This is a genomic window from Alkalihalophilus pseudofirmus OF4 (genome assembly GCF_000005825.2).
Classification (GTDB): domain Bacteria; phylum Bacillota; class Bacilli; order Bacillales; family Bacillaceae_D; genus Alkalihalophilus; species Alkalihalophilus pseudofirmus.
This window is the reverse complement of sequence record NC_013791.2, coordinates 1478530-1493255: the sequence shown is the minus strand read 5'-3', so window position 1 is coordinate 1493255 and position 14726 is coordinate 1478530. Positions and strand designations below refer to the sequence as shown.

18 protein-coding genes are annotated in these 14726 nt (G+C 39.5%); 1 reads left to right on the top strand and 17 read right to left on the bottom strand.

Translation table 11 applies throughout. The features are described from left to right. Window positions 1–147 precede the first annotated feature (147 nt). Genes aroH through aroC form a run of 3 tightly spaced genes read right to left on the bottom strand, consistent with a single transcriptional unit; the run spans window position 148 to window position 2793 of the window. Entirely contained in the window at window positions 148–528 is a 381-nt protein-coding gene (gene aroH, locus BPOF4_RS07515; protein ID WP_012958501.1) for a chorismate mutase, read from the bottom strand. Next, window positions 512–1618 carry a 3-dehydroquinate synthase gene (gene aroB, locus BPOF4_RS07510; RefSeq protein WP_012958500.1) on the bottom strand — a complete coding sequence of 369 codons (1107 nt, stop codon included), beginning with the start codon at window positions 1616–1618 and terminating at the stop codon, window positions 512–514. The genes aroH and aroB overlap by 17 nt, the downstream gene beginning before the upstream one ends. Window positions 1619–1620: 2 nt before the next feature. Continuing rightward, window positions 1621–2793, bottom strand: coding sequence for a chorismate synthase (aroC, locus tag BPOF4_RS07505; RefSeq protein WP_012958499.1), 1173 nt, complete (start codon window positions 2791–2793; stop codon window positions 1621–1623). Between the two features lie 254 nt (window positions 2794–3047). Here aroC and BPOF4_RS22430 point away from each other — a divergent pair, with 254 nt between their 5' ends. After that, the gene (locus BPOF4_RS22430) at window positions 3048–3191 is read left to right on the top strand and encodes a hypothetical protein (protein ID WP_012958498.1); all 144 of its coding nucleotides are present in this window, start codon (window positions 3048–3050) and stop codon (window positions 3189–3191) included. Between the two features lie 38 nt (window positions 3192–3229). Here BPOF4_RS22430 and BPOF4_RS07500 read toward each other — a convergent pair whose 3' ends face one another. From BPOF4_RS07500 to BPOF4_RS07435, 14 genes are all read right to left on the bottom strand, one after another. Continuing rightward, window positions 3230–4006: a CheR family methyltransferase gene (locus BPOF4_RS07500; RefSeq protein ID WP_012958497.1), complete on the bottom strand. Its 777-nt coding sequence runs from the start codon at window positions 4004–4006 to the stop codon at window positions 3230–3232. Between the two features lie 124 nt (window positions 4007–4130). Further along, the gene (ndk, locus tag BPOF4_RS07495) at window positions 4131–4574 is read right to left on the bottom strand and encodes a nucleoside-diphosphate kinase (protein ID WP_012958496.1); all 444 of its coding nucleotides are present in this window, start codon (window positions 4572–4574) and stop codon (window positions 4131–4133) included. A gap of 177 nt (window positions 4575–4751) precedes the next feature. Further along, on the bottom strand, window positions 4752–5723 hold the full coding sequence (gene hepT, locus BPOF4_RS07490; protein ID WP_012958495.1) for a heptaprenyl diphosphate synthase component II: 972 nt from the start codon (window positions 5721–5723) through the stop codon (window positions 4752–4754). A 23-nt stretch (window positions 5724–5746) separates the two neighbouring features. Next, a complete protein-coding gene (locus BPOF4_RS07485; protein ID WP_012958494.1) occupies window positions 5747–6592 on the bottom strand; it encodes a menaquinone biosynthesis protein in 846 nt (281 codons plus the stop codon). A 1-nt stretch (window position 6593) separates the two neighbouring features. Further along, the gene (locus BPOF4_RS07480; protein ID WP_012958493.1) at window positions 6594–7196 is read right to left on the bottom strand and encodes a UbiX family flavin prenyltransferase; all 603 of its coding nucleotides are present in this window, start codon (window positions 7194–7196) and stop codon (window positions 6594–6596) included. Beyond that, window positions 7193–8059 carry a UbiA-like polyprenyltransferase gene (locus tag BPOF4_RS07475; protein ID WP_327869777.1) on the bottom strand — a complete coding sequence of 289 codons (867 nt, stop codon included), beginning with the start codon at window positions 8057–8059 and terminating at the stop codon, window positions 7193–7195. Before BPOF4_RS07475 ends, BPOF4_RS07480 begins: the two co-directional genes overlap by 4 nt. A 21-nt stretch (window positions 8060–8080) precedes the next feature. Continuing rightward, complete coding sequence (locus tag BPOF4_RS07470) at window positions 8081–8791, bottom strand: demethylmenaquinone methyltransferase (RefSeq protein WP_012958491.1); 711 nt, start codon at window positions 8789–8791, stop codon at window positions 8081–8083. Window positions 8792–8797: 6 nt separating this feature from the next. Continuing rightward, a complete protein-coding gene (locus BPOF4_RS07465; protein ID WP_012958490.1) occupies window positions 8798–9586 on the bottom strand; it encodes a heptaprenyl diphosphate synthase component 1 in 789 nt (262 codons plus the stop codon). Window positions 9587–9743: 157 nt separating this feature from the next. Beyond that, complete coding sequence (gene mtrB / locus BPOF4_RS07460; RefSeq protein WP_012958489.1) at window positions 9744–9962, bottom strand: trp RNA-binding attenuation protein MtrB; 219 nt, start codon at window positions 9960–9962, stop codon at window positions 9744–9746. A 230-nt stretch (window positions 9963–10192) separates the two neighbouring features. Then, the gene (gene spoIVA / locus BPOF4_RS07455; protein ID WP_012958488.1) at window positions 10193–11671 is read right to left on the bottom strand and encodes a stage IV sporulation protein A; all 1479 of its coding nucleotides are present in this window, start codon (window positions 11669–11671) and stop codon (window positions 10193–10195) included. Window positions 11672–12033: 362 nt separating this feature from the next. Continuing rightward, a complete protein-coding gene (locus BPOF4_RS07450) occupies window positions 12034–12750 on the bottom strand; it encodes a hypothetical protein (RefSeq protein ID WP_012958487.1) in 717 nt (238 codons plus the stop codon). Window positions 12751–12790: 40 nt separating this feature from the next. Beyond that, complete coding sequence (locus BPOF4_RS07445; protein ID WP_012958486.1) at window positions 12791–12994, bottom strand: DUF2768 domain-containing protein; 204 nt, start codon at window positions 12992–12994, stop codon at window positions 12791–12793. Window positions 12995–13300: 306 nt separating this feature from the next. After that, complete coding sequence (locus BPOF4_RS07440; protein ID WP_012958485.1) at window positions 13301–13567, bottom strand: stage VI sporulation protein F; 267 nt, start codon at window positions 13565–13567, stop codon at window positions 13301–13303. Window positions 13568–13660: 93 nt separating this feature from the next. Further along, window positions 13661–14701, bottom strand: a complete 1041-nt coding sequence (locus tag BPOF4_RS07435; protein WP_012958484.1) for an NAD(P)H-dependent glycerol-3-phosphate dehydrogenase — start codon at window positions 14699–14701, stop codon at window positions 13661–13663. Between the last annotated feature and the right edge of the window lie 25 nt (window positions 14702–14726).

Here is a 14726-nt window from a genome sequence, read left to right as displayed (position 1 = left end):
CGACATTCGGACTCCTCTCAGCTCTTATGCCATCTCATACTCCTATGAGATGCGCATTTTTTTAAGTGTAACGTGTAGCTATCCTCTAGTCAAGGAAAAGAGTATAGTTTGCCAGAATATTATGAGAATATCGCCATAACTAACTTATTAGTTAGCTAGCTTGTTCCCATTCGCAAGATCAGGGCGAAGCTTCGTCGCTTCTCTAAGATAGACATGATTTATTTTATCTTGAGCAAGAGAAGTATTCACCGTGACAAGGAGACGAATACATTTTTCTAAGCTTCCCGGAACAGGAATTTCTCTTGCACAAACAACCGGCACATACGTCCAATCAGAAAACCGGCGTAGCGCCTTAGCAGGGAAGGCTGCTGATAAATCCTCCGTTACTGTAATAAGTACCTGCGCCACATCCTCTGCTTGAAAGGAGTTTTGGGCAATCATTTCATGCAGCAGTTCTTCTGTCACATCTAATATTTCTTCTTCTTCATCCCGAACAACAGTGGTTGCGCCTCTAATTCCACGAATCATCAAACCCCTCCTCTATAGCTTTATGTAGTGAATCAAGCAATGGTTCATCCGCTACGTCCTTTAATACGGCTTTGCCGCATTCTTCAAGTAGGACCATGCGGATCAGTCCGCCTGTCGTCTTCTTATCTTTTTTCATTGAAGCAAGCAGCTGTTCAGCCGATAGTCCCTTAGGTACGTTTGTACTGTAGCCTAATGTTTCAAGCCACGAAATCGTCTCTTTAACGGGAAGCTCAACTTGAAAGATGCGCTCAGATAAACGCAGGGCAAAGATCATTCCAACCGCCACTGCTTCACCATGAGATAATTCCCCGTAGCCAAGCTCCGCTTCTATCGCGTGACCTAACGTATGTCCGAAGTTTAAATAAGCTCGTATGCCTTGCTCTGTTTCATCCGCTGAGACAATATCAGCTTTTACACCGATTGATTGCACAAGCATTTCTTTTAGAAACTCATCGTTAAATTGATCAAAAGAGGTTACCTGCCCCTTCAGCCAATCTAAAAATTCACGGTCTCTGATAAACCCATGCTTCACTACTTCAGCGAAACCAGAACGCCATTCACGCTCTGGCAGACTGTGAAGCATTTCTGTGTCATAGATAACCAGCTCTGGCTGAAAGAAAGCTCCAACAATATTTTTTGCACCAGGCAAATTAATCGCCACTTTTCCGCCTACACTGCTGTCATGAGCAAGCAAGGTGGTCGGCACTTGCACAAAGCGAACCCCTCTCATATAGGTCGCAGCAACAAATCCAGCAAGGTCGCCTATCACTCCGCCGCCTAAAGCAATAATCACCGACTTACGATCAAGACCGATCTCTAATGCTCGTTCCTGCAGCTTTTGATAGACCTCAAATGATTTAGATGATTCGCCGCTCGCTACTTTCTCAACATAAACATGATACTGCTTAGGGAAACCAGCTAAAACATCATTTATATAAAGATCATGTACATGCTCATCTGTAATAATTAAGAATGAGGAAGCATCACTCATCTTATGAGCATGCATGAGATTATATAAAGTATGCCTCAGACCAGGTTCAATTCTCACCTCATATGATTTGCTTTTAGTAGAAATATGAACAACAGACATTGTTAAAACTTCCTCGCATGCTCGTTATGACGCTCAATATTTTCAGAAATCGCTTCCACACGATCAGCACCGAAGGTTTCAAGCAAAGCATTCGCTACTTCCCAAGCAATGACCGATTCAGCCACTACACTTGCAGCAGGGACAGCACAGCTGTCAGAACGTTCAATACTAGCTGCAAAAGGCTCTTTTGTATCAATATCTACACTTTGCAGAGGTTTATATAACGTCGGAATCGGCTTCATAACTCCACGAATCACAATCGGCATGCCGGTAGTCATCCCGCCTTCAAAACCACCAAGGTTATTTGTTTGTCTTGAATAGCCGTCTTCTTCATTCCATGTGATTTCATCATGCACTTGGCTTCCTGGTCTTCTGGCCGCTTCAAAACCAATTCCGATCTCAACCCCTTTAAACGCATTAATGCTCATCATAGCTGCTGCTAACTTCGCATCCAACTTGCGATCATAATGAACATGGCTGCCTAAACCGATCGGAACTCCTTCAATCACTACTTCTACAATTCCGCCAATGGAATCCCCATCTTGTTTCGCTTGATCAATGGCTTCAATCATTTTCGCTTCTGCTTCTTTATCTAAACATCGAACAGGAGAAGCCTCTGAGCGTTCTCTAAGATCATCGATTGTATCATACTGAATAGCACTTGCCTTAACACCGCCAATTTCAAGAACATGGCCGCCTACTTGAATACCAAATGTATGTAAAATTTTCTTCGCAACAGCCCCTGCTGCTACACGCACAGTCGTTTCACGAGCTGAAGAACGTTCTAAAACATTTCTCATATCGCGATGCCCATATTTAATTGCTCCGTTAAGGTCTGCATGGCCTGGACGCGGACGGCTCACCTGTCTTTTCACTTCTTTTTCTTCTTCTTCAGATAAAGGCTCTGCCCCCATCACCTTTGTCCAATGAGTCCAATCCTTATTTTCTACAACTAGTGCGATTGGTGCACCTGTTGTTCTTCCATGTCGAACTCCGCTTAGGATTTGAACTTGGTCTTTCTCAATCTGCATTCTGCGTCCTCTTCCATAACCGCCTTGACGCCTTTTCAAGTCAACATTGATGTCTTCTGCTACTAATTCAAGCTGAGCAGGCACCCCTTCAATAATCGTTGTTAATTGCGGTCCATGTGACTCTCCTGCTGTTATATATCTCATCTCGTCTCCTCCTCCAAATCCACTCTCTTTATCGCTTTTATGCGTTAAATTATAACATGACTTTCTTTTCATGTCTCGATAAAATCGGAACATTTCGTTATTAATTAGTCATTGTATCAAAAAGACCTGCTTGCGTCTAAGGAATTTTAACGTTTTACTTCTTCAAAAACAGCAAGTTTAGAGATATCGAATAAATGAATGCAGGTAATGGTTATACTAAAATAGGAATTTCTTAGTAAAAGGGGCGCTCACCATTGAAGAAGTCAACGACAAAAAGCGGCACAAATATTGATGAAGTGAAAGAGTTAAACGCAAAATCAGGACTTACTTATAATGAAGTGAAGGATAAGGTGTTAAATGCTTATATCAAGAAACAATTGAGCGAAGATCAATCATGATCCAAATGCAAAAAGGATAAACCAGCCATTACAGCGGTTTATCCTTTTTTCTTATAAAAAAACGTGTCTTCTGTTTCAAAATGATATTGATCAGCATGAAAAATCTGCTCAGTGCTTCCTACAAATAATACACCGCCAGGACGCAACGCTTGGCTGAATTTTTGATATAATTCATGTTTTGCTTCTTCAGTGAAATAAATCATGACATTTCGGCAAATAATCAGATCGTACTGAGTTCCAAATGAATCAGATAAAAGATTCTGCTGTTTAAATGTTACCGCTCTTTTTACTTGATCACTAACCTTGTAGCCCATAAGCTCCTTCGTAAAATAGCGTGAAAGCACTCCTGGAGGAACTTCTTTTAATGAGCGGTCCGTGTAGAAACCAACTTGAGCTCTTTTCAGAATTTCTTTATCTAAATCTGTTGCTAGTATGGACACCTCAGACAAAGGCATAAAAGAGGCCATAATCATCGCTAAAGTATATGGTTCTTCACCTGTTGAACAAGCTGCACTCCATAGCTTCGGCTTACTGTTTTCAGCTAGCAGCCTTGGCAAAATCTTTTCTTCTAACACCTCCCATCGCTTTTTATTACGGTAAAATTCCGAGACATTTATCGTCATACGCTCTAAAAACTCATGAAATAACGATGAATCAGCAGCAAGAGCTTGGTAGTAGCTCAAAAAGGTAGAGTACCCTCTTTTATCTCGAAGGGATTCTAACCTTCTTTTCATCTGTGCTTCTTTGTAAAGTGCTAGATCTATACCGGTTTTTTTCTTAATTTGCATGATGAATTGTTGATAGTCTGCAGTCATCTGTCAGGTCCCCTTACCTTAAACAATCGGTTTCATTTTTTCCACATTAGGTATATCGGCTGATTTAAACCGATCGTTTACACACAAAAAAATACCTGCTCAGCTGAACAGGTATTCATCATCCTTAAACCCACTTATTTACAACTTTTTCATAGTTGTTTAACTCTGCATCTTCAAAGAAGATTCCGATTTCACGCTTCGCGCTCTCAGGAGAGTCAGAACCGTGAATAACATTCATAGCTACTTGTACACCATAATCACCGCGGATTGTTCCTGGTGCAGCTTCAGCTGGGTTTGTTGCTCCCATCATTGTACGAGCAGTCGAGATCACATTTTCACCTTCCCAAACCATTGCGAAAACTGGACCTGAAGTAATGAAATCAACTAGCTCTCCGAAGAAAGGACGTTCTTTATGTTCTGCATAATGAGTCTCTGCAAGATCTTTTGTAACCGTCATCAATTTAGCGCCCACTAATGTAAACCCTTTCTTTTCAAAGCGCGAAACAACTTCTCCGATTAAATTACGTTGTACTCCATCAGGCTTAATCATTAAATATGTACGTTCCATTTAAAACACCCTCGCTCTCATAATCATAAACTATGTATTAATTAACTAATCGACTAACCTTGTTTATTATAGCAAACATTCTAAACACTCTCAATCATTATTTTACAGAAATATTCAATAAACCGTATTCATTTCCAGTTGTATATACAAATAAAGAGAGCACTCAGGCTCTCTATTTTAAAATTTCCGTTTTCCGATATAGGCCGCAATCTCTTTTAAATAATTCTTTGCTTCACAATCAGGCAGTCTTTCTAATGAATCATAGGCTCTATGGAGGAAGCGATCACTCATCTTAATCGAATAATCGATCCCCCCTGATTCTTTAACAGCTTTTAAGATGGGCTGCATATCAATATTTTCAGGAAATTCATTTTTAAGCATGTTTTTAATTAAATGGGAAATCTCTTCATCATGATGCATGGCATAGAGTGCAGGAAGCGTGACATTCCCCTGCCTTAAATCACCACCTGCAGGTTTGCCTAACTGCTTTTCTGTACCAACAAAGTCTAAGATATCATCTGTAATTTGAAAAGACATCCCCACATTGTATCCAAAGTTATATAAATGCTTTTGAATGACTGGGTCTGCATCTGCAGCTAATGCACCCAGCTCACAGCTTACGGCAATTAACAAAGCAGTCTTACGTTTAATTCTTCTTAAATAGACTCTTAAGTTCTGCCCCCAGTTATATTGATCACGGATCTGTTCTACTTCTCCAATACACATCTCAACAAGCGTATTAGACAACACTTGATGAACACGTGGGTGATCAAAATAAGCAGATGCTTCGACTGCCTTGGCAAAAATATAGTTACCTGTATACATCGCTACTTTGTTATCCCATTGAGATTTCACCGTACGTTTGCCCCGTCTAAGTTCAGCATCGTCAATGACATCATCATGAACCAAAGACGCCATATGTACAAGTTCTAAGGGAACAGCAATATTTTTCAACACATGTATATCGTATGTACCAAATTTAGCAGCAAGCAACACAAAAACCGGACGAATCCGTTTTCCCCCTGCCTTTAAAAGATGGGTTGAAGCGTTTTTCAGGACATCATGGCGTGCTTGAACAGAAGCTTCTAGCTCTTGTTCGATAATTGTTATATCTGATTGAAATTGCATATAAATATCGGCTAGTTTCATCTTATCCACCTTACTACGCAAGGTCAGCTTCCTACAGCTTTCCAAACATGTATTGATTCAACAGGTTCGCTTAAATATCCTAAATCATAAGCAAGCTGATAATAAAGCATTAACCCTCGCTGTTCTCTATTACTAAAATCATATATTAAATTATTAAAGTAGTCTTCCCAAAAAGATTTATCGCCGCCATAGGTCTTTAAAATATCTTTAATCATAGGCTGATAATGACTCATTTCACTTCGCTTTTTACTTTCGAGAAATGATCTATACAATGTACCAGCTAAGTGGCTGTTATGATCAATGGCTTCGTTTCTTATCGCTAATACTGCAAATGTCATCGGCATCCCTGTATGCTTATACCAAAGCTCTCCAAGGTCATATTGATAAAGTTCTTCTCTTTTATTGAATGAAGCCACTATCGCTTCATCACCAATTAACAAGCAAGCATCGTGATCTGAGAGCATCTTATGTATATTCGGCTTCATCGTTGTATATCTTGGGGACTGTTCATAAAACCGTTCAAGTATGATTTTAAGCAAATGGGTAGAGGTTGCCGACGTGGAAGTCAGAGCAACCTTTTTTGCTGATAACTGATGAATCGGCACTTTAGAAAATAAAAAAATCGACCCGACCTTCCCCAGAGCTGATACAGACAGATTAGGAAACAACGTGAAATGATTTTTATTTTCAGCATAGGCAAAAGAAGAAATTCCTCCAACATCGACTCGCCCAGCAGACATTTCTCTGTTTAATTCTGAAGGCACTTGTGGTTTGATTTTACAACCTTGGCTCTCTAAATACTCTCTGTCTAAATCATAATAAAGAGGCAATATATTAGTATAAGAAATTTCACCGATAACTAAAGACATGTTATTCCCCCCAGCGGGTAAATAATGTATGCTCCACTCCGAGACTATCTAATGCTTTTCCAACAAGAAAATTAATCAAATCATCAATTGTTTTAGGTAAATGGTAATAACCAGGCATTGCCGGCAGGATCGTAGCCCCCATCTTTGAAAGTTTAAGCATATTCTCCAAGTGAATGTCATGCAACGGTGTTTCTCTAGGTACAATAACCAGTTTTCTTTTTTCTTTCAGCATAACATCTGCCGTACGTTCAAGCAGATTTCCGGATGCCCCATGCGCCATACCAGATAAAGTACCCATTGAACAAGGAATAATAACCATGCCGGCACTTCGATAGGAACCGCTTGCAATAGGAGCTGCATAGTCATGAAGATCATGAGTATGCAGCTCACCAGGCAAATCACCAAATAGTTCATGAATTACTTTTTGGCGATCCGTTGTATCTAAAAGTAATTCCTCTTTAAACACTTGCCAAGCGGCTTCTGTTAATACGAGGTGAACCTTATATTCTTGACGGAGCAGCTCTTGTGTTAGACGAACACCGTACATACCGCCGCTCGCTCCAGTTATTCCTACTGTCATGATCTTTTCTATACGCTCACTCATAACCAAACATCTCCTACTGTAAAGATAAACATGACTAAGCTAAGAATTCCATTCATCGTAAAAAAGGCTACCCCGACTTTTGAGAGATCATCTGCAGATACTAAGGAATGCTCATAAATCATAATCAATCCAGCAATAATCACCCCAATTAAATAAAGCCAGCTTAGAGGAGTAATAAGGAATAAAAGGAAAAAGGCTGCAAAACTAATGACGTGGAAAAGTTTTGCAAGAATAAGTGCTTTTCTAATACCAAATCGGCTAGGAATGGAATATAGTCCTCGCTCACGATCATAATCAGCATCTTGAGTCGCATAAATGACATCAAATCCAGTTGTCCACAGGGCTACTGCTGTAAATAGAACAAATGCTTCAAAAGAAACCGATCCGGTTACAGCGACCCATCCACCTAATGGTGCGAGCGCGATTGTAATACCTAATATAAGGTGACAAGCCCATGTAAATCGCTTTGTATAGGAATAAATAACAAGGAAAAATACCGCTAAAGGTAATAAATAAACGGCTAATTGATTTAATTGAAAAGCAGCGTAAATCAACATGGCAAATGAAATTATAATGAAGAACATGACTTCAATTTTTGAAATCAGACCAGCTGGTATAGCACGGTCAGCTGTTCTAGGATTGTATTTGTCAATCTTTTCGTCAATCACTCGGTTAAGAGACATCGCTGCACTTCTTGCTCCAACCATCGCAACAGTAATCCAGACCCATTGCATAAGAGTGGGCCATGTTTCATTTACAATAAAACTTCCGAGCATTGCCCCAAAATAGGCAAAAGGCAATGCAAACACAGTATGTTCAAACTTAATCATTTCTAAGATGATTTTCAACTTTCTAACCACGATATCTGCTCCAATTCTAATTGACTAATTTTTACCCTTTACCCCAAGGTGCATACAAGCTACCCCTCCAGAGTAAGGCTTCACGTCAACACGTTCAAATCCAGCTTCACGGAACATCTCAGCCAGCTTCTCTCGATTTGGGAACGACATCGTTGACTCTTGTAACCATGAATATTCGTCATAACTTTTAGCAAACACTTTACCAAAAACAGGCATAACCCTGCGGAAATAAAAGAAATAGAGGTTTTTAAAGACAGGAATTGTAGGCTGTGATGTTTCTAAACAAACCACTTTTCCTCCTTTTTTTACGACCCTGTGCATCTCTTTTAATACTTGCATGTAGTCGGGTACATTTCTTAACCCAAAGCCGATTGTGACAACATCAAAGGTTTCATCAGCATAAGGCAGCTCCATAGCATTACCATGACGCAAGGAAACGTGCTTCATTTTATGTTCCTTAACCTTTTCTTCCCCGATTAATAACATATTTTTGCTAAAATCAAGTCCTTCGACTTTACCGTTATGACCTACAGCTTCCCCCAGGGCAATCGTCCAATCTGCTGTCCCGCAGCAAACATCCAGAGCATGATCTCCTGGCTGTACTTTCATTCTTTTCATCGTATCTTTCCGCCAAGCCTTATGACGTTGAAAAGATATAACTGAGTTCATCATATCGTATCGCTTGTAGATCGATTCAAACACTTGGTGAACACGTTCTTCTTTCGTTTGAGTCATTTTCCCTCACCCTTTTTCTGCTACGTACTCATCGTAGTCCGTTGTATTGATTAACTGATCAATATGTTCAATAATAAAGCCCTCATATTTTTGAAGACGCTTGCTTGTATTTAAAAGCTTGTCCTTTAAGTCTTCTATTTTTTGTTCACATAACGCAAGCACTGAATCTGGGTGCCTTGCTTCTTGAAATAAAGTCTCCATAATGGGCAAGTTCTTACCTTTTATAAACTCATTGCGTTCTAAGACCAACCGTTTTAAAAAGAAGAAATCATTAAAGATTTCCTTCCAGTAATTTTGATTATAATGATTTGCTATATTTTGCATAAGAATCGATTCTGCTTTTTCTACATTTCTTTTTGCATCAGTGTATGTAAGCTCATCTGCCTCGTAGATATTCATCTTATGTTCATTTATTTCCTGAATCGAATGACTGAAGATGCGAATCATAGGAATTTGCTTTTCTTCTGCTAGTAAATAATAATAAAGACTGCTGTAATAATCACCAGCGAGCACTGTAAGCTGACGATTTTTTCGTACGGAATCTGTTTGGAGTTTATGGAGGGAGATCGCTTCATGTACATCAAGTGCAGCTTGAGCCAGCACAGCTGCCAATGTATATGCTTTTGCTTCTTTTTTTGATGCATGTTCACTTAGCATCGCATATAAAAAGCGCACCTTGTCCTCATCAATAGCCGGCACTTCAATATAGCGCTCTAAATAAGAATGCTTCGTTAAACTGTTAAAGCTTTTTTTTAGTTCTCTTACTTTGTCATTAAACTGACTGATCCTCACCATTTTACTTCCTCCAAATCGCATCCATCATAAAATCACAACAAACGACTAAAATACTTGCTTTTATCTGACTTAAACCGCTATCTATTATAGCATAATTTACATAATCCTACGAACGAAAAACTTTATAGATAGTAAAGAAAAGCAGGGTTCCCTGCTTTTATTCTTCCGTATCCATTGTGCCGTGGCTTGTCTGAATCACTGCTTTTCCCCGCACTTTGACGGCAGAAGTATGTTCAGTAAACTGAGCAATCATAACCTCTCCCTTATCAAGTTTCTCCGAATGATGAAAGCGTGTATCTGACCCTCTTGTAAGCCCTATCACATTTACACCATTTTCTTTTGCTTTTATCACAAAAAATTGATTTTCATTGCTCATCCATATCTCTCCTTAAACCCTTGCCGTATCTTTCATTTGGTCCATAGAAACCTTTTAGTTATTTTTTATTTCAATCTTTTATACACAATCATTATTTCAATAAACAAACGATTTGATGATAACCAGTATGTACGTATAGCTTACTATATAAAGCTTAGCACATTAAGAAAAGAAAAAGCAAAAGGAACCTCAGGCAGTGAGGAACCTTTTGCTTTTTTGGCAGGATACAATTACAAGATAATGGCAATCAATCCGCCTGAGCCTTCATTAATAATACGCTCCAGTGTTTCTTTCAATTTATAGCGGGCATTCTCAGGCATTAAGGAAAGCTTAGCTGATATTCCTTCTCGTACAATAGAGTTAAGAGAACGACCAAAGATATCAGAGTTCCAGATAGAAAGCGGGTTCTCTTCAAAGTCCTGCATTAAATAGCGGACGAGCTCCTCACTTTGCTTTTCAGTTCCGATAATTGGGGCAAACTCACTCTCTACATCTACTTTAATCATATGAATAGAAGGAGCGACGGCTTTCAAACGAACCCCGAATCTTGACCCTTGACGAATGATCTCAGGCTCATCTAAGCTCATATCAGAAAGGGCTGGGGCTGCAATGCCGTAACCTGTCTGCTTCACCATTCTTAGAGCCTCTGCTACTTGATCGTATTCAGCTTTAGCATGAGCAAAATCCTGCATGAGCTGGAGCAAGTGATCTTTCCCTCTTATTTCCACACCAACGACCTCTTTTAACACTTGGTCATATAAGTCATCTGGTGCATATAGATCAATCTCAGCAATCCCATGACCCATCTCAATGCCTGCAAGCCTTGCATCATCAATAAATTCATATTCTGTAAATTGTCCGACGACACGATCCACATCCCGCAATCGTCTAATATCTTTCACTGTTTCCTGAACAGATTCTTCATAACTTTGTCTTAACCAGTGATCATCCTTTAATACCATGACCCAGCTCGGCAGATTAACATTTACTTCATGTACCGGGAATTCAAATAATACTTCCCTTAAGACATTGTTAATATCATGATCTGTCATGCTTTCAATACTCATCGCAAGCACTGGAATATCATGTTCTTCTGAAAGCTGACGACGCAGATTTTCTGTGTCAGGATGATGCGGTCTTACACTGTTGACAATCATAATAAATGGCTTTCCGACTTCTTTTAATTCCTCAATGACTCGTGTTTCTGATTCAATATAATCATAGCGAGGAATTTCCCCAATTGAACCATCGGTTGTAACCACTACTCCTAAAGTAGAATGCTCTTGAATAACTTTTCTTGTTCCAATTTCAGCTGCTTCCTGAAATGGAATCGGCTCCTCATACCAAGGAGTATTGATCATCCTTGGACCATTTTCGTCCTCATATCCTTTAGCACCAGGAACAGCATAGCCAACGCAGTCCACCAGGCGGACATTAACATCTAACCCTTCATCTACATGAATCGAAATCGCTTGGTTAGGTACAAATTTCGGCTCTGTCGTCATGATTGTTTTACCTGCTGCACTTTGCGGCAGTTCATCTTGAGCACGAGCCTTTTCCGATTCATTTTCGATATTCGGGAGTACGACAAGCTCCATAAATTTCTTAATGAATGTCGATTTCCCTGTCCGAACCGCACCTACGACCCCTAGATAAATATCGCCGCCTGTGCGTTCTGCGATATCTTTAAAAATATCAACCTTTTCCACGTGATCCCCTCCCGATCGAGTAAAGATTTGAGTTTCATCATAAACTTCCGTAAATCTTAGACACTATCATGTGTATGATGTTGTCCATTATTTATGACAACTACCAGGAAAGAAGCATTTTATTTTCTAAATCAGCCTTCTTAGAAAGATTTAATAAAATAGGAATGATTTCAGCGGCAGCTGCCATACACAACCTTCAATGAAATAGATCTAGGAAGTAAGATGTCTCGATAGATATACCGAGAAGGGGTAGAAAGAAAAAATGCCCCTTCCTTTGACATGTATATCAATGGATAAGGGGCTTTAGACCAACTTTTTATTGATTTATGTGACCTTACTTTAATTGCACTTACTTATTTACCTTATTCTTGCCGGATATTGTAGGCAGGCTCTCCGTTTTCATCGAGTGTATATGGAACGGACCTTACAGGTACAATCGGAAAGTTATCTACTAAAATGGAGCGAATGTCTTCGTTTTCTTTAAAGTCATGCTCGAATTCGTTGAGTGCCATATTAAGATCAATTCGATAATCAATCACAATTTCTCCATCATTCGTATATAACAGCGGCAGATACGTATCGTAATACGGGCTTCTCACATGAGGAGCTTCGCTGTAATTTAACGCTTCATGATCCAATTTAAAGAGCCCTACATCCACCATTTCTAATACTGGTGCATACGTATGTTTCCGCATATATTCATTAATACGCTGTTGAAATTGCTGGATTTCACGTTGACTTCTTAAATCGATGACTTTTGCTTCTGGTTCTTCTTCGACATTAACAAGTACATATTGAAAGACTCCGCCATTTTCAAAAGCCGTTCCTGGAGGCTGCTGCAAATATCTTGGTACAAGCTGGTTAAAATCAACTACATAACGTTGATAGAGGGGAGTCGTTTCATCGAAGTTTCGAATAGGAAGGACTCCTGTATCTTGTTGAAATTGCTTTGCAGCCTGTTCAACGGCTTGCAGCTGATCTGGATAAGCCAGCTGATTTTCACTTCTCTGTTCATCCGGAAGCATACATCCTGCTAGAAACATACTTATCATCAGGATTGAAACTATCGTCCATTTCATCCAATCAATCTCCTACTCTTTTCATTCTTTGAAACTCAGCTTATAAAGTGGCAGTCGGCCCGCCAATTACGATTAGAAATACAATCAAACCAGACACTAATAAACAAATAAACGAGAAGGCAAGAACTATTTTTTGAATGACCCCTCTAAGTTTTTCGCGACTGAAGATCGCTGCCCCTGCAGAAATAAACATTAAAGCGAGAGCAAAAAACGAGATCCACATATTCATCATTGCATCAGACATTACCATCATCCTTTTTTAAAAATTACACTTTTAAAAATACCACGATTTATTATACCATATCATCCAAGCCTATATTTCTTATAATGCTTGTCCATTCGGTTACAGACAGAGTGCATCATTTTCCCTCTTAACTTCCCTTCCTTTTAAGCCATTAAAAAAGTTAGAGAAGCGGGGCGCACTTCTCTAACTCAACTAAAGCCTTCTTATTGAACAGCCCTATTTTAATGTTCGTTCCATAAATTATATGCAGAATAAGTGCTTTTGCGTTTGGCATCCGCCTATTGTTGCACCTATTTTTACACTGCATTATTTTTTATTGAACATTTTAGCAAGAGAAGCGAAATCAGTAGGCATATTATTTTTCACAATAGCCTGAACAATCTGATCTTCCTTTTCTTTCGATACTGGAGTATTAGCAAGCTTTGATACTTGCGAAATTAATTGACGAACCGTTTTCTCATCTTGTAAATTTGCTTGACTGACCGAGTTTGCCAGTTTCATTAATTCATCTGGTCTCACACTTGTTTTCTTTTGAAGCTGATCCATAAATGAAGGGTCATTTTTTTGAAACATCATACGTCCTCCTTCGTTCTTAATATAGACATATACTATGCATGAACGAAGGGTTGGTGCCTGACCTTTGGGTAGGTAGTGCGAGCTTACGTCTTAAAGTTCATCTTGATTTAGAAAATCTGAAATTTGTTCAACTTCGTGCTTTTTAATTCTACCCATTAATTTCTCGGTTGCTTCTTTCGGATGAAGACCTTCAAATAACACCTCATATAATGCTGAGGTAATCGGCATTTCTACTTTTAATTCATTAGCTAATTCAAAGGCTGCCTGTGTGGTTCTGATTCCTTCCACTACCATCCCCATACTGCTTAGCACTTCATCAAGCGACTTCCCTTGCCCGATCATTTGACCTGCTCTCCAGTTTCTTGAGTGAACACTCGTACACGTTACGATCAAATCACCGAGTCCAGAGAGGCCCGCAAACGTTAAAGGGTTGGCTCCCTGCTTAACTCCAAGTCGAGTAATTTCTGCTAATCCTCTTGTCATGATGGCGGCTTTAGTATTATCACCCATCCCAAGACCATTTGTTAATCCGCATACAAGCGCAATAATATTTTTTAACGCTCCTCCGACTTCAACCCCGATTAGATCAGGATTCGTATAGACTCTGAAATGCTGATTCATAAATAAATCTTGAATAAGAAGTGAGGCATCGTTATTACTTGAAGATACAGTCACCGTAGTAGGCTGACGAAGACTGACTTCCTCTGCATGACTTGGCCCTGATAAAACAGCAACATCTTTCAATAAATCTGAACCCTCAAATTCTTCTTCAATCATTTCTGATATACGTTTATGCGTGCCCGGTTCAATTCCTTTACTTGCATGAACAATCACAACAGGTGAAGTCAGGACTTTACGAAGGCTTTGAATCGCGTCACGTACAGCTTTTGTGGGTACGACAAGCAAAAGCACCTCTACGTTCTTTACAGTTTCAGAAAGGTCAGAGTATCCTTTGATTTGTTTTGGTAACTGAATGCCTGGCAGGTAAGCTTCATTTGTATGATTGTTATTAATTTCAGCAATTTGTTCTTCTCGCCTTGCCCACAAACGAACGTCATGATGATTATCAGCTAACACCATACTTAATGCCGTTCCCCAGCTTCCTGCACCCATTACTGCGATATTTGCCACATGATCAACTCCTTTGGACCATTTC

Excerpts from the sequence above, each read along its gene's own strand:
- aroH (WP_012958501.1), bottom strand. The coding sequence starts at position 528 with ATGATTCGTGGAATTAGAGGCGCAACCACTGTTGTTCGGGATGAAGAA.
- aroB (WP_012958500.1), bottom strand. The coding sequence starts at position 1,618 with ATGTCTGTTGTTCATATTTCTACTAAAAGCAAATCATATGAGGTGAGA.
- aroC (WP_012958499.1), bottom strand. The coding sequence starts at position 2,793 with ATGAGATATATAACAGCAGGAGAGTCACATGGACCGCAATTAACAACG.
- BPOF4_RS07500 (WP_012958497.1), bottom strand. The coding sequence starts at position 4,006 with ATGACTGCAGACTATCAACAATTCATCATGCAAATTAAGAAAAAAACC.
- ndk (WP_012958496.1), bottom strand. The coding sequence starts at position 4,574 with ATGGAACGTACATATTTAATGATTAAGCCTGATGGAGTACAACGTAAT.
- hepT (WP_012958495.1), bottom strand. The coding sequence starts at position 5,723 with ATGAAACTAGCCGATATTTATATGCAATTTCAATCAGATATAACAATT.
- BPOF4_RS07485 (WP_012958494.1), bottom strand. The coding sequence starts at position 6,592 with ATGTCTTTAGTTATCGGTGAAATTTCTTATACTAATATATTGCCTCTT.
- BPOF4_RS07480 (WP_012958493.1), bottom strand. The coding sequence starts at position 7,196 with ATGAGTGAGCGTATAGAAAAGATCATGACAGTAGGAATAACTGGAGCG.
- BPOF4_RS07470 (WP_012958491.1), bottom strand. The coding sequence starts at position 8,791 with ATGACTCAAACGAAAGAAGAACGTGTTCACCAAGTGTTTGAATCGATC.
- BPOF4_RS07465 (WP_012958490.1), bottom strand. The coding sequence starts at position 9,586 with ATGGTGAGGATCAGTCAGTTTAATGACAAAGTAAGAGAACTAAAAAAA.
- mtrB (WP_012958489.1), bottom strand. The coding sequence starts at position 9,962 with ATGAGCAATGAAAATCAATTTTTTGTGATAAAAGCAAAAGAAAATGGT.
- BPOF4_RS07450 (WP_012958487.1), bottom strand. The coding sequence starts at position 12,750 with ATGAAATGGACGATAGTTTCAATCCTGATGATAAGTATGTTTCTAGCA.
- BPOF4_RS07445 (WP_012958486.1), bottom strand. The coding sequence starts at position 12,994 with ATGTCTGATGCAATGATGAATATGTGGATCTCGTTTTTTGCTCTCGCT.
- BPOF4_RS07440 (WP_012958485.1), bottom strand. The coding sequence starts at position 13,567 with ATGTTTCAAAAAAATGACCCTTCATTTATGGATCAGCTTCAAAAGAAA.